General features: G+C 70.0%; 19 protein-coding genes. 5 read left to right on the top strand and 14 right to left on the bottom strand.

Features of this window, described 5'->3' with window-relative positions; translation table 11 throughout:
• Position 1: 1 nt before the first annotated feature.
• The 4 genes from AC6EXY_RS29310 to AC6EXY_RS29325 all read right to left on the bottom strand — a co-directional run bounded on the left by AC6EXY_RS29310 (position 2) and on the right by AC6EXY_RS29325 (position 3,515).
• Positions 2-742, bottom strand: a complete 741-nt coding sequence (locus AC6EXY_RS29310) for an SDR family oxidoreductase (protein ID WP_101833975.1) — start codon at positions 740-742, stop codon at positions 2-4.
• A 2-nt stretch (positions 743-744) separates the two neighbouring features.
• Positions 745-1,926 carry a thiolase family protein gene (locus AC6EXY_RS29315; protein ID WP_101833977.1) on the bottom strand — a complete coding sequence of 394 codons (1,182 nt, stop codon included), beginning with the start codon at positions 1,924-1,926 and terminating at the stop codon, positions 745-747.
• An 87-nt stretch (positions 1,927-2,013) separates the two neighbouring features.
• Complete coding sequence (locus AC6EXY_RS29320; RefSeq protein ID WP_101833979.1) at positions 2,014-2,757, bottom strand: SDR family NAD(P)-dependent oxidoreductase; 744 nt, start codon at positions 2,755-2,757, stop codon at positions 2,014-2,016.
• A complete protein-coding gene (locus AC6EXY_RS29325) occupies positions 2,754-3,515 on the bottom strand; it encodes an SDR family NAD(P)-dependent oxidoreductase (protein WP_101833981.1) in 762 nt (253 codons plus the stop codon). Before AC6EXY_RS29325 ends, AC6EXY_RS29320 begins: the two co-directional genes overlap by 4 nt.
• Positions 3,516-3,661: 146 nt before the next feature.
• On the opposite strand from AC6EXY_RS29325, the gene AC6EXY_RS29330 reads away from it, so the two are divergent.
• Positions 3,662-4,699: an alcohol dehydrogenase catalytic domain-containing protein gene (locus tag AC6EXY_RS29330; RefSeq protein ID WP_101833983.1), complete on the top strand. Its 1,038-nt coding sequence runs from the start codon at positions 3,662-3,664 to the stop codon at positions 4,697-4,699.
• A gap of 22 nt (positions 4,700-4,721) precedes the next feature.
• On the opposite strand, the gene AC6EXY_RS29335 is transcribed toward AC6EXY_RS29330, so the two are convergent.
• The 6 genes from AC6EXY_RS29335 to AC6EXY_RS29360 all read right to left on the bottom strand — a co-directional run bounded on the left by AC6EXY_RS29335 (position 4,722) and on the right by AC6EXY_RS29360 (position 10,175).
• A complete protein-coding gene (locus AC6EXY_RS29335; RefSeq protein ID WP_207770497.1) occupies positions 4,722-5,447 on the bottom strand; it encodes an ABC transporter ATP-binding protein in 726 nt (241 codons plus the stop codon).
• Entirely contained in the window at positions 5,434-6,177 is a 744-nt protein-coding gene (locus tag AC6EXY_RS29340) for an ABC transporter ATP-binding protein (protein WP_101833985.1), read from the bottom strand. The genes AC6EXY_RS29335 and AC6EXY_RS29340 overlap by 14 nt, the downstream gene beginning before the upstream one ends.
• Complete coding sequence (locus tag AC6EXY_RS29345; protein ID WP_101833987.1) at positions 6,174-7,133, bottom strand: branched-chain amino acid ABC transporter permease; 960 nt, start codon at positions 7,131-7,133, stop codon at positions 6,174-6,176. The genes AC6EXY_RS29340 and AC6EXY_RS29345 overlap by 4 nt, the downstream gene beginning before the upstream one ends.
• Complete coding sequence (locus AC6EXY_RS29350; protein WP_101833989.1) at positions 7,130-8,023, bottom strand: branched-chain amino acid ABC transporter permease; 894 nt, start codon at positions 8,021-8,023, stop codon at positions 7,130-7,132. Before AC6EXY_RS29350 ends, AC6EXY_RS29345 begins: the two co-directional genes overlap by 4 nt.
• Positions 8,024-8,046: 23 nt before the next feature.
• Positions 8,047-9,243 carry an ABC transporter substrate-binding protein gene (locus AC6EXY_RS29355; RefSeq protein ID WP_165818585.1) on the bottom strand — a complete coding sequence of 399 codons (1,197 nt, stop codon included), beginning with the start codon at positions 9,241-9,243 and terminating at the stop codon, positions 8,047-8,049.
• 185 nt (positions 9,244-9,428) lie between these two features.
• Positions 9,429-10,175 carry an SDR family NAD(P)-dependent oxidoreductase gene (locus AC6EXY_RS29360; protein WP_101833993.1) on the bottom strand — a complete coding sequence of 249 codons (747 nt, stop codon included), beginning with the start codon at positions 10,173-10,175 and terminating at the stop codon, positions 9,429-9,431.
• A 209-nt stretch (positions 10,176-10,384) separates the two neighbouring features.
• Between AC6EXY_RS29360 and AC6EXY_RS29365 the strand changes: the two genes are divergently transcribed.
• Genes AC6EXY_RS29365 through AC6EXY_RS29375 form a run of 3 tightly spaced genes read left to right on the top strand, consistent with a single transcriptional unit; the run spans position 10,385 to position 13,960 of the window.
• Positions 10,385-11,173 carry an enoyl-CoA hydratase/isomerase family protein gene (locus AC6EXY_RS29365; protein WP_101833995.1) on the top strand — a complete coding sequence of 263 codons (789 nt, stop codon included), beginning with the start codon at positions 10,385-10,387 and terminating at the stop codon, positions 11,171-11,173.
• A gap of 13 nt (positions 11,174-11,186) precedes the next feature.
• On the top strand, positions 11,187-12,365 hold the full coding sequence (locus tag AC6EXY_RS29370) for an acyl-CoA dehydrogenase family protein (RefSeq protein WP_101833997.1): 1,179 nt from the start codon (positions 11,187-11,189) through the stop codon (positions 12,363-12,365).
• Positions 12,366-12,379: 14 nt separating this feature from the next.
• On the top strand, positions 12,380-13,960 hold the full coding sequence (locus tag AC6EXY_RS29375) for a class I adenylate-forming enzyme family protein (protein ID WP_499818568.1): 1,581 nt from the start codon (positions 12,380-12,382) through the stop codon (positions 13,958-13,960).
• A gap of 288 nt (positions 13,961-14,248) precedes the next feature.
• Here the strand turns inward: AC6EXY_RS29375 and AC6EXY_RS29380 are convergent, their stop codons facing one another.
• The 4 genes from AC6EXY_RS29380 to AC6EXY_RS29395 all read right to left on the bottom strand — a co-directional run bounded on the left by AC6EXY_RS29380 (position 14,249) and on the right by AC6EXY_RS29395 (position 18,880).
• Positions 14,249-15,214, bottom strand: coding sequence for a flavin-containing monooxygenase (locus tag AC6EXY_RS29380; protein WP_499842438.1), 966 nt, complete (start codon positions 15,212-15,214; stop codon positions 14,249-14,251).
• Entirely contained in the window at positions 15,180-16,385 is a 1,206-nt protein-coding gene (locus AC6EXY_RS29385; RefSeq protein ID WP_101834001.1) for an acyl-CoA dehydrogenase family protein, read from the bottom strand. The genes AC6EXY_RS29380 and AC6EXY_RS29385 overlap by 35 nt, the downstream gene beginning before the upstream one ends.
• A gap of 10 nt (positions 16,386-16,395) precedes the next feature.
• Positions 16,396-17,427, bottom strand: coding sequence for a phosphotransferase family protein (locus tag AC6EXY_RS29390; protein WP_101834003.1), 1,032 nt, complete (start codon positions 17,425-17,427; stop codon positions 16,396-16,398).
• Between the two features lie 520 nt (positions 17,428-17,947).
• Positions 17,948-18,880 (bottom strand): alpha/beta fold hydrolase, encoded by a 933-nt coding sequence (locus AC6EXY_RS29395; RefSeq protein ID WP_165818586.1) that lies wholly within the window; start codon positions 18,878-18,880, stop codon positions 17,948-17,950.
• A 127-nt stretch (positions 18,881-19,007) separates the two neighbouring features.
• Between AC6EXY_RS29395 and AC6EXY_RS29400 the strand changes: the two genes are divergently transcribed.
• A complete protein-coding gene (locus AC6EXY_RS29400; RefSeq protein WP_207770498.1) occupies positions 19,008-19,601 on the top strand; it encodes a TetR/AcrR family transcriptional regulator in 594 nt (197 codons plus the stop codon).
• The last annotated feature ends 164 nt before the right edge of the window (positions 19,602-19,765 follow it).

Consider the following 19,765-nt stretch of genomic DNA (forward strand, 5'->3'; position numbering starts at 1 on the left):
CTCATATCGCGAGCCCGCCGTCGACGGGCAGGACCACTCCGGTGACGTAGGCGCTTTCGTCCGCGGCGAGATAGCCGACCGCCGTGGCCATCTCGGCGGGTTCGGCGAAGCGACCGAGCGGCACGGTCGCCGTCATCGCGGCGAGGCGCTCCTCTCCCACGGCTTTCACCATTGCCGTGGCCGCGTTCGGCGAGATGGCGTTGACCGTGATGCCGAAGCGGGCGACCTCCTTGGCGACCGTCTTGGTGAACGCGACGATCCCGCCCTTGGCCGCGGCGTAGTTCGCCTGGCCGATCGTGCCGTGCAGGCCGGTGTACGACGTCACGTTGACGATCCTCCCGAAACCGGCGGCGCGCATGTATGGGACGACGGCGCGGGTCACCAGGAAGGTTCCCTTGAGATGCACGTCGAGCACCGCCTGCCACTGCTCGTCGGACATCTTCCAGACCACGGTGTCACGGGTGATGCCTGCGTTGTTGACGGCGATGTCGACCGACCCCGCCCAGCGCGCGATGTCGTCGATCGCCGCAGCGACCTGGCCGCTGTCGCTGACGTCGACCGCGTGCGTGCGGCATCGGTCCATGTCGGCCGGCCAGGCCTTCTCAAGGGCCGCAGGATCACGGTCGAGCACGGCCACGCGGGCACCGGCGCGGTGGAAAAGCGTGGCGATCTCCAGGCCGATGCCCTGCGCGCCGCCCGTCACGACCGCCGTGCGGCCGGTGAAGTCGAAGGTGATGCTCATGGTCAGACGCGCTCGATGATCGTCGCGTTCGCCATGCCGCCGCCCTCGCACATGGTCTGCAGGCCGTAGCGGCCGCCGGTCGCCTCAAGGTTGGTCAGCATGGTCGACAGCAGGCGCGTGCCGGACGCGCCAAGGGCGTGACCGAGCGCGATGGCGCCGCCGGCCGGGTTCAGCTTCGCCGGATCGGCCCCGGTGTCGATCTGCCAGGCCAGCGGGACGGGCGCGAACGCCTCGTTGACCTCGAACACGTCGATGTCGTCGATCGACAGTCCCGCGCGCTCCAGCACCTTGCGGGTGGCCGGGATGACGCCGGTGAGCATCAGCAGCGGATCGCTGCCGGTGACGGAGAAGCTGTGGAAGCGGGCCCGCGGGGTGAGGCCGAGCCGCTGCGCGCGGTCCTCGCTCATGATGAGCGCCGCCGAGGCGGCGTCGGTGAGCGGGGACGAGTTGCCGGCGGTGATGCTCCAGTCGATCTCCGGGAACCGGGCGGAGAACTCCGGGGTCTCGAACGACGGCCGCAGCCCCGCCAGGCCCTCGGCCGTAGTGCTCGGGCGAACGGTCTGGTCGACGGTGTGCGGCGTGCCGTCGGGCAGCGTGACCGGCACCAGTTCGCGCGCGAAGAGCCCCAACGCCGCGCTCTCGGCGGCCAGGCGGTGCGAACGGGCCGAGTACTCGTCGAGCTGCTCGCGGGAGAGCTTCCAGCGGGCGGCGATGAGTTCGGCCGAGATCCCCTGGCCGACCAGGCCGTCGGGGAAACGGTGGCTCAGCGGGGCCACGTTCGGGTCCTGGCCCTGAGAGCTCGCGCCCATGGGGATGCGGCTCATGGACTCGACACCGCAGGCGATCACGATGTCGTAGGCGCCGGCGATGACCCCCTGCGCGGCGAAGTGCGCGGCCTGCTGGCTGGAGCCGCACTGCCGGTCGACGGTCGTGCCCGGGACCTCCACGGGCAGGCCCGCGGCCAGGGAAGCGGTGCGCGCGATGTTGAGCGCCTGCTCACCGGTCTGCGACACACAACCGGCGATGACATCGTCGATCGTTGCCGGGTCGACGTCGTTGCGGGCGAGCAGGGCCTGCAAGGTCTGCGACAGCAGCTCGACCGGGTGGAGAACGGAGAGGGCGCCACCCGGTTTCCCTCGCCCCGAGGCCGTGCGGACGGCGTCGACGATGACTGCGCTGCTCATGGTTACCTCTTTCGGGCGGGGTCGAAGACTGTGCCGGCGACGAAGGATCGCAACTGTCCGACGGAGCGTCGCCGTTGCGCTACGGGCTCAGGCCCGCCAGGTGTGCCGGCCGGGCCGGGCCAGGACGAAGGTCGGGACGACGGTGCGACGGCTCAGCCGGGTGAGCGACGCGACGGCCTCGGCGACGTCGTCGACGGGGATCATCGTGTCGAGCGGGACCGAGTCCGCCAGGCCCTCGGTCATCGCGGTGGCCACGTACCCCGGGCAGACCGCGGTGGCCACGACGCCCCCCAGCGACTCCTCCGTGGTCACGGCCGCGCACCAGGAGATCAGGGCCGCCTTGGTGGCCCCGTAGGCCGAGTTGAGCGGCTCCCCGGCGAGCCCCGTCATTGACGCGACAGCGATGATCTTGCCGCCGCGTTCGGTCGCCGCACCGGCCTCGCGCAGCAGCGGGAGGAGCTCCTGGCCGAGCACATAGGCGGACCGCACATTGATCGCGAACATCTTGTCGAAGCGCCGCACCGGGTAGTCCGCGAAGCGTCCGATGGCCCCCATGCCCGCGTTGAGCACCAGCACGTCGAGGCGGCCGTGCGCCTCCCGGTGCGTCGCGGCGAGACGGCGGACGTCATCCTCGGCGGACATGTCGGTGACGCACACCGCCACCTGGCTGCCGTACTCGTCCCGCAGCCGGGACGCGAGCGACGCCAGCGCATCGGCACCGCGGGCGCTGATCGTCAGGTCATGGCCGGCGGCGGCCAGCCGGACGGCGACCGCCTCGCCGATGCCCCGCGACGCCCCGGTCACCAGGGCCACCGGCCGCCCGGTGCTCATCTGGGCGCCATCCGGATCGCCCCGTCGAGGCGAATGACCTCGCCGTTGAGCATGGCGTTCTCGACCAGGTGCACGACCAGCTGGGCGTACTCGTCGGGCCGGCCGAGCCGGGACGGGTGCGGCACCTGGACCGCGAGCGACGCTCGGATCTCGTCCGACAGGCCGGCCAGGATCGGCGTCTCGAACATCCCCGGCGCGATCGTCATGACCCTGATCTGGTGGCTGGCGAGATCGCGGGCCAGCGGCAGCGTCATGCCGACGATGCCGCCCTTGGACGCCGAGTACGACGCCTGGCCGATCTGGCCGTCGTACGCGGCGACCGATGCGGTACACACGACCAGGCCACGTTCCCCGTCGACGGGATCGGTGGCGGCGATCCGGACCGCCGCGAGCCGCACGACGTTGAACGTCCCGATCAGGTTGATCTCGACGACCCGGGTGAACCTGGCGAGGTCGAGTGGCCCGTCCCGTCCGACGGTCCGGGCCGGGTCCCCGACACCCGCGCAGTTCACGACGATCCGCAGCGGGCCGAGGTCCTCGGCCGCGTCGAGGGCGGCGGACACCTGCTCGGGATCACGCACGTCCGCCGGCACGAAGCGGACCCGGTCACCGAGCTCGGCCGCGACAGCGGCGCCCGCGGATGTCGGCAGGTCGAGGAGTACGACTGCCGCGCCCCGGGCGAGGAGCCCGCGGACGCTGGCCAGGCCGAGTCCGGAGGCACCCCCCGTCACGATGGCGCTGCTTCCAGCGGGGTTCATGATCCTCCTATGTCCCGGGGCGGCTGCCCTCGAAGGTAAGCCGATTCGCCACGGACGGGCTGTCCGACAACGGGACAGCGCGGACGTCCCGCGCGGCGGTGCGATAGGTGGCGGCCCGAGACGGACGCGGCGGCGAGAGGAAAAGCATGAAGGCGTTGCAGTACCGCACTTTCGGCCAGTGGCCCGAGGTGGTCGAGGTCGAACGGCCCCGTCCCGGGCCCGGCCAGGTTCTGCTCCGGGTCACCGCGGCCGGGGTGTGCCACTCCGACCTGGGCCTGCTCGCGCGCGACGCCGACACCTACCCGTACGGCTCGCTGCCGCTCACGCTGGGCCACGAGGGCGCGGGTGTGGTGGCCGAGATCGGGGCGGGCGTGGCCGGGGTTCGTGTTGGCGAGCCGGTGGTCGTGTACGGACCGTGGGGCTGCGGTCGCTGCCGCGTCTGTGCCACCGGCGCGGAGAACCACTGCCCGTTCGCGGCCGCTCTCGGCATCCGTGCTCCCGGTCTCGGGTCGGCCGGGTCGATGGCGCAGTACCAGCTCGTCAACGACGCACGCCATCTGGTGCCGCTCGGCGATCTCGACCCGGTGCGCCACGTCTGTCTCACCGACGCCGGTCTCACGCCGTACCACGCGATCAGGCAGTCGCTGCCGCGGCTGCTACCGGGCAGCATCGCCGTGGTCGTGGGTGTCGGTGGGCTGGGGCACGTCGCCGTGCAGATGCTGCGCGCGCTCTGCCCGGCCACGGTCGTCGCCGTCGACATCGACGACGACCGGCTCGCGCTCGCCCGCGGCCTCGGCGCCCAGCACGCCGTCCGGACTGAGGACACCGCCGAGCTCGTCGCCGGCCTCAGTCGCGGCACCGGAGCCGCGATGGTGCTGGATCTCGTCGGGTCCCCCGCCACCACCGATCTGGCGGCGCGGGTGGCGGCCCGCGGGGCGGACGTGTCGGTGATCGGTGTCGGCGGCGGCGCCGTCCCGGTCGGCTACCGCACCATCGCGTTCGACGCGTCGGTCCGGTTCCCGTACTGGGGTTCGCGTCCCGAGCTGTTCGAGGTGTTGGAGATGGCCGCCGCGGGCCAGATCCGCGTCGAGGTGGAGACCTACAGCCTCGACGAGGCCCCGGTCGCCTACCGGCGCCTCGCCGAAGGCAGGGTTCGCGGGCGGGCCGTCGTCGTCCCGGACTGACCGACGGGACGGCTCCGCCCGGTCAGGAAACCCCGGCCTCGATTCCGAGGAAGGCCCGTAGCACCCGGGGGTCCTCGGCCACCGTCGAGGCCGGACCCGACAGCACCACCTCGCCGTTCTCCAGGACGTACGCCTGCGAGGCGACGCTGAACGCCGCGGCGGCGTTCTGCTCCACCAGAAGGATTGACATGCCGCGGGCGGCGATGCCGCGGATCGCCTCGACGATGACGTCGACCATGACCGGAGCCAGGCCCATGGACGGCTCGTCCAGCAGCAGGATACTGGGATCGGTCATCAACGCCCGGCCGAACGCCAGCATCTGCTGCTGACCCCCGCTGAGCAGGCCCGCGGTGGAGTCCCGGCGCTCGGCGAGCACCGGGAACGACTCGTACACCGTGGCCAGGATCTCCTGCCGGCGCCGACGATCATGGACAGTGTGCCCGCCGAGGAGCAGGTTGTCCTCGACGGTCAACGGCGCGAAGATCCGCCGGCCCTCGGGCACCTGCACAACCCCCGCCCGCGCGATCCGGTGGCTCGGGCGGTTGGTGATAGCGTGCCCGCGCAGCCGCACCGATCCGGCCGACACCCGGACCAGGCCGCTGACGGCGTTCATCAGCGAGCTCTTGCCGGCCCCGTTCACCCCGACGACGACGGTGATGGCGCCCTCCTCCAGCACCAGGTCGACGTCGCGCAGCGCGACGACCTTGCCGTAGGCGACCCGCAGGTGCTCGATCTCAAGCAGGGACATGTTTCCTCCCCAGGAACGCCTCCTGCACGGCCGGCAGCGCGGCGGTGGCCGCCGGATCGCCCGCGGCCAGCAGCTGACCGAAGTTGAGCACGAACAGGTGGTCGCTCAGGCCGAGCACGAACCTCAGGTCGTGCTCGATGAGCAGCATCGTCATCCCATCGTCACGCAGGCGGCCGAGCACCGCGGAGATCTCCTGGCGCTCACCGGCGCTCATGCCGGCCACCGGCTCATCGAGCAACAGGATCTTCGGCGCCCCGGCGACGGCCCGGGCGATCTCGACGCGACGCTGGACGCCGTAGGGCAGCGCCGCCGGCGCGACCTGGGCGACGTGGTGCACGTCCATGCGTTCCAGAGCCTCGTCGGCGGCCTCGGCGGCACGCCGACGGCCGGCCCGGGACCGCGCCGTGGGGAGTTCCTGCACCCCCAGGAGCACGTTCTCGCGCACCGTCAGGCCCTCGACGAGCCGGATGCCCTGGAAGGTGCGGGCCAGCCCGCGGCGGTAGACCTCGTGTGGTCCGGCCGCCGTCACGTCCTGCCCCCCGAGGAACACCTGCCCGTCCGTCGGGGTGACCAGGCGCGACATCGTGTTGACCACGGTGGTCTTACCGGACCCGTTGGGCCCGACGAGGGCGTGCAGATGGCCCGGTTCGAGGGCGAGCGAGACCCCGTCCACGGCCTTCACCCCGCCGAACCGCACCTTGATGTCCCGCAGCTCGAGGACGGCGGTCATGAGGACACCCCCATCTCCTGAGCCGGAACGGGCCGGTCCTGACCGGTGGACGCGCCGCCGGGCACCCCGGCGGATACGCCGCCCGGTCCGCCGGTGGGCCCGGCCGCCGCGCGGCGCAGGCGGCCGGGATCGAGCAGTTCGAACAGGCCGGCGAGCCCCTTCGGCAGGAAGACCAGGACGACGACGGTCAGCGCGCCCTCGACGACGCCCCGGTAGTCGCTGGCGAAACCCAGGTACGCGGAGAGAAACCAGGAGAACACGACCCCGCCGATCAACGGCCCGCTCCAGTGCCAGGTGCCGCCCACGACCAGGGCGGTCAGCGCGGACACCATGACGGAGAAGCCGAGGTTCTCGGGGGTGAAGACCGTCAGGAGGCTGGCCTGGGAGATACCCGCGAGCGACCCGAGGACCGCGCTCCACACGAACGCGATCTGGTGCTGGTGGCGCACGTTCACGCCGAGCGCGCTGGCGAGCGCCTCGTCCTTGCGCAGCAGGAGCAGTCGGCGCCCGACCGCGCCCCGCTGGGTGAGCGCGTTCACGGCCAGCACGCCGGCCAGGATCAAGGCCACCCCGCCGGTGCCGAGCGCCGGCGGGATGCCGAACAGACCGAGCGGACCGCCCGTCACGCTGTCCCAGGCGAGCGCCCCGATCTGAACGAGCAACACGAACGCGATGGTGGCCATCGCCAGATACAGGGCGCGCAGCCGCGCCAGGACCAGCGCGAGCAGCCAGGACAGGACCATCGTGATGATCACTACTACGGTCGCGGCCGGCGCCGTCCCCCATCCCTGCGTCGCTGTCAGGTAGCCCGTCCCGTAGGCCCCGACGCCGTAGAAACCGACACTCGCGAACGACAGGACGCCGGCCCGCAGGGCGACCTGCACGCTCGCCGCGAGCAGTGCCGCGACCAGCGCGCCCTGGATGTAGCCCTCGTTGCCGCTGAACCAGTCGATCATGCGCGCTGCCACCCCTGCCGGGCCGCGAGCCCCTGCGGACGGAGGACAAGGATGACGACGATGAGCACGAACGCGAGGGCGTCCCGCACATCGCCGCCGAGGTAGTACCCGACCAGGGTCTCGACCAGGGCCAAGGCGTAGGCGAAGAAAACCGCTCCCTCGAGGCTGCCGACACCGGCCAGGATGATGATGGCGAACGCCTTGAGCAGGAACGAGTCACCCATGTGCGCGTCGGCCGCGCCCAGGTAGACGGCCAGCAGCACCCCGGCGACGCCGGCGAGGGCACCGCTGAGCGCCATCGCCGCCAACTGCAGGGTGCGGGCCGAGATGCCGACCATGCCCGCGGCGGTGCGGTCGAAGGCGACCGCGCGCATCGCCCGCCCGTACCTGCTCCGGCGGACGAACAGCACCAGCAGCACCGACAGCACGATCGCCGCCACCAGCACCAGGATCTGCACGTTCGACACGTGGACACCGAGCAGGTCGTACCGGTGCCGTTCGAGCAGCGACTGCGGCAGCGCATAAGGCTGGTGATCGCTCTGGATGCCGACGACAGTCACGATGATCGACGCCACGGCGACGCTGGCGATCAAGGTCCGCATCTCGGCGTCCAGCGCGTTCGCGGACCGGGCCCGGATGGGGGCGAAGGCCACCGCCTCCATCAGGACCGCCAGCAGCGCGCTCCCGACCAGTGCGGCGACGAGCACCACCGCGAACGGCAGGCCGGCGGCGTGCTCGGTCAGGAGGAACGCGAACATCGTGCCCGCCGTGAAGATCGCCCCGTGTGCCAGGTTCAGCACGTTCAGGATCCCCCACGACAGGGTGAGACCGAGCGAGAACAAGGTGTAGATCGAGCCCAGCGCGATGGCGTTGACGAGCTGCTGAGACATCGCGTTCCTCCTCCCCCCCGGCCTCAGCCGGTGTAGGCGGCCAGCAGCGGCGAGGGCTGGTCCGGCGCGACGGTCTCCGCTTCGCCGTCCCAGCGCACGAGCACTCCCGGCGTCACGGCTGCCCGGTCGACGAACCGCACGGGGTCCCCGGTTGCTCCGACGAACCCCTTGCCGGCGACGGAGGCGAGGGCGTCCTTGACGCTCTCGCGGGTGACGTCACCCTCGCCGATCTCCTGCAACGCGGCCACCAGGAACATCACCTGGTCGTGTCCACCGGCCGCGGAGAACGACGGCGCCGAACCGGTCGCCTTCTGGTATTCGGACAGGAACGACGTGCCCGAGGCCCATGGCAGCTTCGGCGACGGGATGAACACCGACGGGTAGTAGGTGTCCTTGGCCGCGGCACCGGCGGGCTTGAGCGCACCGGCGCCGAGAGCCGACGTGCCGTAGAGCGGGCCGTCGAAGCCGGCTTCCCGCAGTGCCTGGATCGACGTGGTGACCGCCGGGCCGAAGGTCAGGTCGGCGACCACATCCGGCGAGCTGTCGGCGATGCGCGACGCCGGCTGCGAGTAGTCGGTGTCGGCCGTCTTGACCGGAACGGTCTCGGTGATCGTCATGCCGAGCTTCTCGGCGATCGCCGGAATGGTCTTGGTCGCGTTCGTCACGGCCGTCGGGTTGTCGCTCGCGTACAGAATGGCCGTGGACGACGCGCCCTGGTCGTGCAGGGTCGAGAGCATCGCCTCGTAGAAGCGCCCCTCGGACGTGGTCGTGCGGTAGACGTAGTCGCCGGCCTCAGCGATCCCGTCAACGCCCGACTGGCCGACGATGAACGGCACCTTCGACCGCTGGGCGATCGGGGCCATCGCGAGCGCGTTCTGGCTCAGCAGGGCGTACATGACGGCGGAAGAGTCCGACTTCACGGCCTTGGTCATGGCGCCGACCGCGGTCTGCTGGTCGGAGGCGGAGTCGACGACCTCGAGGTCGAGTGTTCGCCCGCCGACGCCACCCTCGGCGTTCACCTGGTCGACCGCGTACTCGGCCCCGGCGACGTAGTCCTTGCCGTAGAAGGCACCCGGGCCGGAGGTGTCGGCGATGTAGGTGATCTTCAGGACGTCACCGGCGGCGGACCCCCCGGAACTACCGCTACTGCCGCACGCGGCGGTCAGGATGGCGACCGATGCCGCGAGTAAGCAGGTGGCGGTCCTCGCCCGATGTCTCATGTTCGTCTCCTCTGGTGCGGCGCGCCAGGCGCTGCGCAGGCACGGCCCTGCCGAGCCCTGAAGTGACCGGCCTCCACGCCGATGCTTGGGAGCACAATCACGGCGCATGCAGATGTTCGGGTGTCCGATTACAGGTCAGCGGGAACCGCTGGCGCCCGATAGATGCAGCTCAGGGCACCTGCGGCTCACCCGACGGTGTAGCCGCCGTCGACCGTGTACAGGGCGCCGGTCACGAACGACGCGCTCGGCGAGAGCAGGAACTCCACGACCGCGGCGACCTCGTCCGCGCTGGCCAGGCGGCCCACCGGATGCGCCGCCTCGGTACGCGCACGGGTGGCGGCGTCCTGGCGGGCGAGCAACGGCGTGTCGACGAAGCCCGGCCCGACGGCGTTGACGCGGATGCCGCTCGCGGCGTAGTCGAGTGCCGCCGCCTTCGTCAGGCCCACCACGGCGTGCTTCGACGCGACGTAGGCAGCCCCGCCGGGTGTCCCCACGACGCCCATCACCGAGGCGACGTTGACGACCACGCCACGCCCGGCCTCCTGCATCACCGCCAGTTCCGCCTGCAGGCAGTAGAAGACCCCGTCGGCGTTCACCCGCATGACCCGGTGCCAGTCGTCCGGCGACATGTCCCCCACCGGCTTCTTGACCGGCACACCGATACCGGCGTTGTTCACGGCGATGTCCAGCCGCCCCGAGACCGCCACCGCGGCGCTCACCATCGCCTGAACGGAGTCCGGATCCGAGACGTCGACCGGCACCGCGAGGCCACCCACCTCGGCGGCGCGGGCCGAGGCGGCCCCGACGTCGATGTCGGCGACGACGACACGTGCCCCGCGCCCGGCGAGTCGACGCACCGTCGCGGCCCCGATCCCCGACCCTGCGCCCGTCACCAGCGCCACCTGATCGACGAGGTCCCGCGCCTGTCCCATCCGTCGCTCCTCGCTGCCGGCACACCTGGGCGCACTGTCCGCCGGCGACTGGCGCGTCCGGCGTCCCACATCGGGACAGCCCCACCCGGCGTACCAGGTCGGGACGGCCGCGTCCGGTTCTCGGCCGCAGGCTGTACCACAGTGCAACACCGACCGAGGGCGCTGAGCCCCTAGCGTTCGGGACGTCGACACGAGCCCGAGGGGGAACGATGACCGCGCAGCAGGTCAGGCCAGGGGGCGTGACTCTGGAACGGCGCGGCCACGTCGCCCTCGTCACGCTGGACCGGCCGCAGGCTCACAACGCGCTGACGGTGGCCATGCTGGCCCGGCTGGCCGCCATCGTGCGCGAGGTGAACGCCGACGACGACCTTCGCGTCCTGGTCCTGACAGGTGCGGGGTCACGTGCCTTCTCCGCGGGTGGCGACCTCGGTGAGCTGATTCCGCGCCTCACCGCCGGAGAAGTCGACGTGCTCATCCCCGACCCGACGAAGCGGTTCTTCTCCGACTTCTACAAACCGGTGGTGGCGGCGGTGAACGGCCTGTGCCTGGCCGGGGGCCTCGAACTTCTTCTCGGCACCGACGTCCGAGTCGCCTCCGACCGGGCCGTGTTCGGCCTGCCGGAGGTGCGGTGGGGCCTGGTACCCGGTGCCGGCACCCACGTGCGGCTCCCCCAGCAGATCAGCTGGCCGAACGCCATGCAGCTGCTGCTCACCGGCGAGACCGTCGACGCGGACGAAGCCCGCCGGATCGGGCTGATCGGGGAGGTCGTCGCACCGGACAAGGTGCTGCCGCGGGCGATCCAGCTGGCCGAGACCATCGCCGGCAACGCGCCGATCGCGATCCGCACCGCGAAGGAGATCGCGGTGCGCGCCTGGGCCAACGAACAACGCTTCGGGCTCGAAAGCGCCCTGAACGCCCGTGTTCTGGCCTCCCGCGATGCCCGCGAAGGCCCGGCCGCCTTCATCGACAAGCGCACCCCGCGCTACGAGAACCGCTGACAGGAGAACTGTCATGACTGCCGATCTGCCACCGACCGTCCGGGCTGAAAGTGTCGAACTCGTCGAGTCCGTGTTCCAGGCCGTGGACGGGGTGCTGGCCGCGTTCCCGAGGTCGATGTTCCTGCGTCGAGCCCGCGAGCAGGGCCACGCCGGCGAACTGTGGGACGCGCTGGTCGAGGCCGATCTGCTGGCGATCGGCGTTCCCGAGGAACTGGGGGGTGCCGGCGGCGGTCTCACCGGCAACACCGCGGTGATGGAGGCCCTCGCCCGCGCCGGTATCCCGCCGCTGCTGTACTCGCTGACGTCGTTCTCCCGCGAGGCGATCCGCCGGTACGGATCCGAGCAGCAGATCAAGGACCATGTGATCCCGACCATCAGTGGGGACCGCAAAATCTGCTTCGGCATCACCGAGCCGGAGGCGGGCACGAACTCCTTCGCGCTGCGCACCACCGCGCGACCCAGCACCGACGGCTACCGCATCAACGGCCAGAAGGTGTTCATCTCCGGCGCCGATCAGGCCGACCACATTCTGCTGCTCGCCCGCACCGCGCCGGCCGGCGAGCCGCTGACCCGGCGCTCGGGATTCGGCCTGTTCATCGTCGACCTCGCGACGCCCGGCATCGCGCTCAACCGTCTCGACATCGAGTGGTACGCACCCGAGAACCAGTACGAGATTTTCTTCGACGACGTGGAGGTCCCCTCCCATGCCTTGATCGGGCAGGAGGGGCTCGGTTTCGACTATCTCCTGTCGTGCCTGAACCAGGAGCGGGTGACGATAGCCGCGTGGGCTCTCGGGCTCGGCAACTACGCGCTGGGGAAGGCGGTCGGATACGCCAAGGAACGGGCGCCCTTCGGGAAACCGATCGGGGCGAACCAGGCGGTGGCGCACCCGCTCGCCCTCGCCATGGCGGAGATGGAGGCCGCCCGGCAGGTCACCTATTCGGCGGCCGCGGGCTATGACGACGGCCGGGACGCGGGCGCGCAGGCCAACATGGCGAAGCTGCTCGGGAGCCGCGCCGCCCTGAGCGCCGTCGAGGCGGCCATTCAGACCCACGGTGGGTCGGCTTTCGTGTACGAGACCGATGTCGTCACGCTCTGGCCGATGATCCGTGTCCTGCAGATCGCACCCATCAACAACGAGTCGATTCTGAGCTACATCGCGGAACGCGTCCTTCGCCTGCCGCGGAGCTGATACGGGCCAAGACGGTGGGTGACAGACCCACACCTAAGGACTTGATCGTGAATATCGCTATTGCTCTGCGCCGCGTCGGCTTACGGACCCCGCACCGTGTCGCCATCCGCCACGACGGCGTCGAGACCACCTACGCCGACTTCCTCGACCAAGCCGGACGCGTGGCGAACTGGCTGCGCCAGAACGGCGTCGAACCGGGCCAGCGGGTCGGCATCCTCATGCACAACCAGCTGGAATGGCTCGTCGCCATGATGGGAATCTGGCAGGCCGGCTGTGTCCTCGTTCCTTACAACTACCTGTCGCACCCGGCGGCGATCCGCCACGCGACGCTCGACGCGGACGTGAGATGGATATTCACGCCGGCCGACGACGTCCCGCGCCTTCGCGACGCGCTGCGGGGACTGCCCGCCGAGGACCGCGTGGTGTCCGTCGGCCGGGCCGAAGGCGCAGGCTCCACCGTGACGTGGGACGAAGTCCTTTCCCTACCCACCCGCACGGATGTCGTTCCCCGTTTCGATACGCATGACGCGGTGCTGATGTACACGAGCGGCTCCACCGGAAACCCCAAGGGTGTCCGGCAGACGCATCGGAACACAGTCGCGGTGAGCGAGGCCGCAATCGACGTGTGGGAGCTGACCGAGCGGGACCACGCCCTGGTCAGCACACCCCTGTTCCACGTCGGTGGACTTCAGCTCATCTCCCTGCCAACACTGCTCACCGGAGGGGAGGTGACTCTGCGCCGCTGGAAGGTGCGGGAGTGGCTCGAGGACGCGGCGAAACTGCGTCCCACGTTCATGGCGCTGGTTCCCGCAATGATGATCGACATTGTGAACGAGCTGGGCGGCAAACCCTTTCCCCTGAACTCGGTCCGGGTCTGCGCCATCGGCGGCTCGGCGCTGCCGCAGAGCCGGCTCAAGGCATTGACGGACGTCACCGGCATCGTCCCGGTGAACATCTACGGGCAGACGGAGCAGAGCGGACTCTCCATCACCGAACCTCCGCACGAGGCCCGTCGAGAAGGATCGCTCGGCCGGCCGCTCGAACAGATCGTGCAGATCCGCGTGATAAGGACCTCCAGCGAACAGCCGGAGGACGCATCCGCCGGTGAGGTCGGTGAACTGTGGGTGCGTGGCGATGCCGTTACGCCCGGGTACTGGCAGCTCCCGGAGACGAACGCGAGCAAGTTCACCGACGGATGGTTCCGCACCAGCGACCTCGTGCGGCAGGCTCCCGATGGCTACCTGTACTACGTCGACCGCACCGACGACCTGATCATCAGCGGCGGCGAGAACGTCTTCCCGCAGATGGTGGAGGGCCACCTCGCGGCGTGCCCGCTCATCGCCGAGGTCGCCGTCATCGGTACCCCGCACGAACGGCTGTCGAACCAGGTGACGGCCATCGTCGTCCCCAGCCGCCCGGGCGTCACCGCACAGGACATCGCGGCCTACTGCGACGCGGAGCCCAATCTGCGCGGGCTGCAGCGGCCGCGTCGGATCGAGATCGTGGACGCGATCCCGCGCACGGCCACGAACAAGATCGACCGGCCGCTGCTCAAGCGGACCTATGCGCGGACCTCGGCCATCGCCGGGCAGTGACGGAGTTCCTCGCCCGCTCGAATGTCCCAGCCCGCCCGAGGCCATCGGTGAGCCGCCGTACCAGCGACAGGGTCAGGTACCCGTGCGCAATGGTGGCGCCGTATGGGCCACGCACCGCACCGCCATCAACCAGCTCATCCACCACGCCGGACTCGCAGCCTGACCCGCATGCCCAAAACCTGACCCATCGTTCGCGGCTTCGCCCGCCCAAGCCCTCCAGATCCGCTACGAACGCGCTGGCCGCCGGTCCCGTCAGGGCCGGCGGCCGGCGTGGTGGTGCGGGCGTGTTCAGCTCAGGACGAACCGCTCATACGACTTGGCGGCCGCCGCCCGGCAGGCGTCGAAGTACGCGTTCGCGCCGCCGAAGTAGACGTTGATAGCCCGGGGCTTGCCCTCGATGTTGGCACCGGCGAACCAGATGTTCACCGCTTCACCCTTCCCCGCGGAGATCATATTCGCGACGGCGGTGACATGCTCCGCCCACTGCCTCTCACCACTCTCGGCGGCTTCGAAGGAGGTCAAGCCGTTCTCGCGCAGGTAGCTGATCGCGTCGAAAATCCAATCGACGGTCTCCTCGATACAGGTCGGAATGTTGGCGAACGGACTGAGCGGACCTGTGATCATGAACAGGTTCGGGAAACCGGCGGTGCTGAATCCGAGGTTCGTCACCGGTCCGTCCCGCCATTTGTCCGCGAGCGCCCTGCCGCCACGCCCGCGGATGTCGATCCGGGTGAATGAACCGGTCGACGCGTCGAAACCCGTGGCGAAGATGATGACGTCAAGATCGAACCGCCGGGTGCCGGTCCGCAGCCCGGTCGGGGTGATCTCCTCGATGGCGTCATCGCTGACGTCGATCAGCGTGACGTTGTCACGGTTGAAGGTCTCGTAGTAGCCGGTGCCCGCCGGCGGCCGCTTGGCCCCGTACGGATATCCGCGCGGCGTCAACAGCTCGGGCAGGATCTGGATTCCAGTCGACCCGGTGCCGACGAGGCCGACACGCTTTCCCGCGAAATCTACTCCCGCCCCCGGCCACCTGGCTGTGTGGACCAGCTCGCCCTGAAACGTGTCGAGGCCCTTGATCGGGGGGAGGTTCGGGGCGGAGAGCAGACCCACACCGGTGATCAGATATGTCGCGGTGACGGTCTCGCCGGTGTCGGTGCCGACCGTCCACAGGTTGGTGTCCTCGTCGGCTTGTGAGGCTCTCCTACACCGCGCTGCCTCAGCCGCTGTAGGGCCGTTCGGCGCGCAGCTCACGGCGGGCGATGGTACGGCGATGGACGGCATCCGGGCCGTCAACGATGCGCAGCGCGCGCGCCCAGGCATAGAAATATGCCAACGGCGTGTCATCACTGACCCCGGCACCGCCATGCACCTCGATCGCGCGGTCGATCACCGCGGTCGCCACCGCCGGGGCGGCGACCTTGATCCCGGCGATCTCGGTCGCGGCACCACGGGCACCAACCCGGTCGATCAGCCAGGCGGTCCTGATGACGTAAAGCCGAACCTGATCGATCTCGATCCGGGAACGGGCGATCAGATCCTGCACGACACCCTGGTCGGCCAACGCGCCCCCGAACGCCGTGCGGTTCTTCGCCCGCTCGACCATCAGCGTCAGCGCCCGCTCTGCCATCCCGATCGCGCGCATCGCGTGGTGGATCCGCCCCGGCCCCAGCCGGGCCTGCGCGATCGCGAACCCCTCGCCCTCGCCCGCCAGCAGGTTCTCCGCCGGCACCCGGGCATCCTCGAACAGGATCTCGGAATGCCCGTGCTGGTCCTGATAACCGAACAGCGGCAGATGCCGGACGATCGTGACACCCGGCGTCGTCCGCGGCACCAGGACCATCGACTGCTGGCGATGCGTGGCAGCGGCCGGATCCGTGCGGCCCATCACGATGAAGATCTCGCACCGCTCGTCCGCAACACCCGTGATCCACCACTTCCGGCCATTCACGACGTACTCGTCACCGTCGCGGACGATCGACGTCTGGATGTTCGTCGCGTCCGACGACGCCACCGCCGGCTCCGTCATCGCGAACGCCGACCGGATCCGCCCCTCCTTCAGGGGCTCCAGCCAACGGGCCTTCTGCTCCTCGCTGCCGAACAGCGCCAAGGTCTCCATGTTGCCGGTGTCGGGGGCCTGGCAGTTCATCGCCTCCGGGGCGATCACCGGCGACCAGCCGGAGATCTCCGCCACCGGTGCGTACTCCAGATTCGACATCCCCGACCACGCCGGCAGGAACAGATTCCACAGGCCGCGTTTGCGCGCCGACGCCTTCAGCTCCTCCATCACCGGCGGATGGCTGTGCTCCCCGTGCTCACGCAGCCACGTCTGCCACACCGGCTCCGCGGGGAAGATCTCCTCGCGCATGAAATCCCACATCCGCCCGCAGGCGTCCACCGCCTGGGGTGACAGTTCGAAGTCCATGACCGCTCCCTCATCCTCGCCACATGCTGAGACCCTCGGTCGCGATCCGTTCCACCTCAAGGGAGAGGTCACCGAAATCCTGCCCGGCCATCACCCCGGCCGCCGTCCGCGCCGCTATCCCCTGCGCGATCGCCGCGAACTTGAAATGCGCGTAGGCCACGTAGGCGGGCAGGTCAGAAAGGTCGGCTCCGCTGCGCCGCGCGTACCGTTCGGTGAGGTACGCACGGTCCGGGAAACCCGCCTCGGCCGTAAGTGCCGGGGTGAGAATCGGCACCGGTTCCCCCGGCTGCGTCCAATAGAAAAGGAGCATCCCCAGGTCTGCCAGCGGGTCACCCAGGGTCGACAGCTCCCAGTCCAGCACCGCCCGCAGGCAGCTGGGATCGCTCGGGTGCATGAGCACGTTGTCCAGCCGATAGTCGCCGTGCACGACCGACGGACGGGCCGGCTCGGCGAACAAGTACGCCGCCAGCCGCCGCGCGAGCTCGCTCACCGCTTCGACCTCGGCTGTCTTGCTCGCCTCCCACTGGCGCGTCCACGTCCGCACCTGCCGGGCCATGAACCCCTGCCGACGGCCGAAGTCACCGAGCCCAACCGCGTCCGGGTCGACTGCGTGCAGCTCGACCAGAGTGTCGACCAGCGCATCCGCGATCGCGACCCGACCGGCCCCGTCCTCGGCGTACCCGGGCGGAAGAGTGTCGCGGATCGCGTGCCCCTCGACCTTCTGCATCACGTAGAACGGCACCTGAAGTGGCCCGCTCTCGTCGAACGCGAGCAGGATCCGTGCCACCGGCACGTCGGTGCCCATGAGGGCTTTCTGCACCCGCGCCTCACGACTCATGTCGTGCGCCCCGCGCAGAATGTGCCCCGACGGCGGGCGCCGCAGCACCATTGAGCCGGCGGCACTCACCAACTCGAAGGTCAGATTCGATTTTCCACCCGCGATCAACCGCGCCTCGACCCCCCGCCACGCATCATCCCCGACCGCGTCAGCCAGCAATGGACCGACAAGATCCAGACGGGTCAGGTCATCGAACTCGCCCACGTTCCTCCTCGCCACCCCGCGGCGGCGACATCGACATTGCCGCGCCCGACTATGTTGCGCGTCGCGGTTGCGAGCATCACATCTTGGGCAGTGCCATCGATGTCCCAATCCGCGACGCCGCAGGTCCAAGACAGGACGACCTGCGACCTGCCGGCCCCCAGGCCGACCGCGGTGGGACACGGCGGCGGCATCCGACCGGGGCACTGCGCGTCGCGCGCCACGGCACCGCCGCCACCACTTCGCGAGCCCGCACCAGCCGCAGGGGCCGGCGCACCTCGCTGCCGTCGACCAGCCGCAGCGAGAGAACCGGCTCGGCGGTTTCGGCGCCATCCCCGTGTACCGCAGCATCGATCGACAAATCGGTCGCCTCGCGGACGCGAGGTTAGCCACGACGCCGATCGCTTCCCTTCGCGACACCCGCGCGATCGGGCAAGGCAACATCAAGACCACATTGTGGCCATCGTGGAGGGGATCGCGCGACGGCGGCCGATCGGCCGTCAGGCGGGTATGGGCACCGAGGTTATCCGCGGCGCGTTCTGCGCTGCCGCTGTTCGGAGGTTGGCGCGGACGCCGCCGGCTGAGTCGCCTCCCAGACGTCACGGGCGATGGTGGCCCACAGATGCTGGGGGAACTCGTGACCCATGTCCGGATAGGTGATCAATCGGGCGTCGGGGATCGTCCTGGTAAGGGTGCGGGCGGCGTGGAGCCGAATCCAGGGATCATCCTGGCCGTGGATCACCAGGGTTGGTACCCGCAGCCGGCGCAGCTGGGCGCGGACGTCACCGGCGGTGCGGCTCGCGGCCAGCTGACGCTGGGTCGCGCCGGGATCATGGTCGCGGTCCCAGGACTCCTCCGCGGTCTTGCGCACCCACTCCTCGTCGATCGGGTGCGCCGTGGAGCACATGATCAGATAGGTGTCGACCAGTCGCTGCACGCCGCCTTCGCGGGTGTCGTCGTACCGCTTGCGGGCCAGCCGCAGCAGGGTGCCGATCTTCAGGTTGCGCAGGTTGCTGATCGCGCCACCGGTCCCGCCGGCCATCGCGGACACGAGGCTGCGGACCCGGTCCGGATGCCGAATCGCCACGAGCTGCGCAAACGTGGCGCCCAACGACTCGCCGAGCAGGTGGGCGGACTCCCAGCAAAGGGCGTCCATGACGGCGACCGCGTCGTCGACCATGTCGTCGGCCCGGTAGGCCGGGCCGCCTCCCTTCCCGAGCAGGGTCCTGATGGTCGTTCGGGGCGGGGAGGTGAAGTGGGTCGACAGGCCGGCGTCGCGGTTGTCGAAACGAGCGACGGCGAAGCCCCGCTCGGCGAGCTGCCGGCAGAACTCGTCCGGCCACCAGATCATCTGGAAGGTCAGCCCCATGACCAGCAGCAGCGGTTCTCCGTCGGGCGGTCCGAACGTCTCGTACGCGATCCTCACGTCGCCGTTGTGGGCGAAGGAAATGGTCACAGGGTCTCCGCTCCTCGTGAGGGCCTGGCGCTGCCGTGATCGCCCTCGCGCTCTTGGCAATGCACCTGACATGCTAAGAGCGGCGGACTGCTGATGCAATGCAGTCGCATTGCCAAAGGAGGTGTCGGTGCCGAAGCGGGTGGACCCGCTCGAGCGGCGTCGCAGCATCGCGGAGGCGGTGTTCCGGGTGACCGCCACCCGCGGAGTCGAGGCCGTCAGCCTGCGCGACGTCGCCGCCGAGGCCGGGGTGTCGATGGGGATGGTCCAGCACTACTTCCGCAGCAAGGACGAGATGCTGCTGTTCGCGCTCGACCACATGCGCGATCGAGTCGCCGGTCGGCTACAGGCCCGTCTCGCCCGCCTGCCGAACCCAACCCCCCGCGACGTCGCCCGCGCGGTCCTGGCTGAACTGCTACCCACCAACGAGGACAGCCGGGCCGAAGCCGGCGTCTCCGTCGCGTTCTACTCCCGAGCGGCCGTAACCCCCGCCTACGCGCTGGCCCTCCGCCAAGGCTTGCGGGGCCTGCTCGACGTCTTCACAGAGCGTCTGCGCGCCGCCCAGCACAGCGGTCACACACGCCCGGACGTCGACGCCGAGCAGGAAGCCGCATCCTTGTTCTGGCTCGCGCACGGCCTGGTAGGCCCGCTCCTCATCGGCCTCTACACGCCCGAAACAGCCCAATCCCTGCTCGACCGCCACCTGGACCGGATCTTCACCTGACCGCACCGCCATCACCGCGGTCGCCACGCCCCACACCTGAGGCGCCCCGAGAATTCCGGGCAGTCGATCTAATAGACTGTGCACGGAATGGAGTGTGTGCCACATGGCTGAACGTCGCAGGAAATTCTCCCCGGAGTTCCGCGAGGAGGCAGTGAAATCGGTGA

It is taken from the genome of Frankia sp. RB5, assembly GCF_059816245.1.

Coding starts and splice junctions, on each gene's coding strand:
- AC6EXY_RS29310 (WP_101833975.1), bottom strand. CDS start 742: ATGAGCATCACCTTCGACTTCACCGGCCGCACGGCGGTCGTGACGGGC.
- AC6EXY_RS29315 (WP_101833977.1), bottom strand. CDS start 1,926: ATGAGCAGCGCAGTCATCGTCGACGCCGTCCGCACGGCCTCGGGGCGA.
- AC6EXY_RS29320 (WP_101833979.1), bottom strand. CDS start 2,757: ATGAGCACCGGGCGGCCGGTGGCCCTGGTGACCGGGGCGTCGCGGGGC.
- AC6EXY_RS29325 (WP_101833981.1), bottom strand. CDS start 3,515: ATGAACCCCGCTGGAAGCAGCGCCATCGTGACGGGGGGTGCCTCCGGA.
- AC6EXY_RS29330 (WP_101833983.1), top strand. CDS start 3,662: ATGAAGGCGTTGCAGTACCGCACTTTCGGCCAGTGGCCCGAGGTGGTC.
- AC6EXY_RS29335 (WP_207770497.1), bottom strand. CDS start 5,447: ATGTCCCTGCTTGAGATCGAGCACCTGCGGGTCGCCTACGGCAAGGTC.
- AC6EXY_RS29340 (WP_101833985.1), bottom strand. CDS start 6,177: ATGACCGCCGTCCTCGAGCTGCGGGACATCAAGGTGCGGTTCGGCGGG.
- AC6EXY_RS29345 (WP_101833987.1), bottom strand. CDS start 7,133: ATGATCGACTGGTTCAGCGGCAACGAGGGCTACATCCAGGGCGCGCTG.
- AC6EXY_RS29350 (WP_101833989.1), bottom strand. CDS start 8,023: ATGTCTCAGCAGCTCGTCAACGCCATCGCGCTGGGCTCGATCTACACC.
- AC6EXY_RS29355 (WP_165818585.1), bottom strand. CDS start 9,243: ATGAGACATCGGGCGAGGACCGCCACCTGCTTACTCGCGGCATCGGTC.
- AC6EXY_RS29360 (WP_101833993.1), bottom strand. CDS start 10,175: ATGGGACAGGCGCGGGACCTCGTCGATCAGGTGGCGCTGGTGACGGGC.
- AC6EXY_RS29365 (WP_101833995.1), top strand. CDS start 10,385: ATGACCGCGCAGCAGGTCAGGCCAGGGGGCGTGACTCTGGAACGGCGC.
- AC6EXY_RS29370 (WP_101833997.1), top strand. CDS start 11,187: ATGACTGCCGATCTGCCACCGACCGTCCGGGCTGAAAGTGTCGAACTC.
- AC6EXY_RS29385 (WP_101834001.1), bottom strand. CDS start 16,385: ATGGACTTCGAACTGTCACCCCAGGCGGTGGACGCCTGCGGGCGGATG.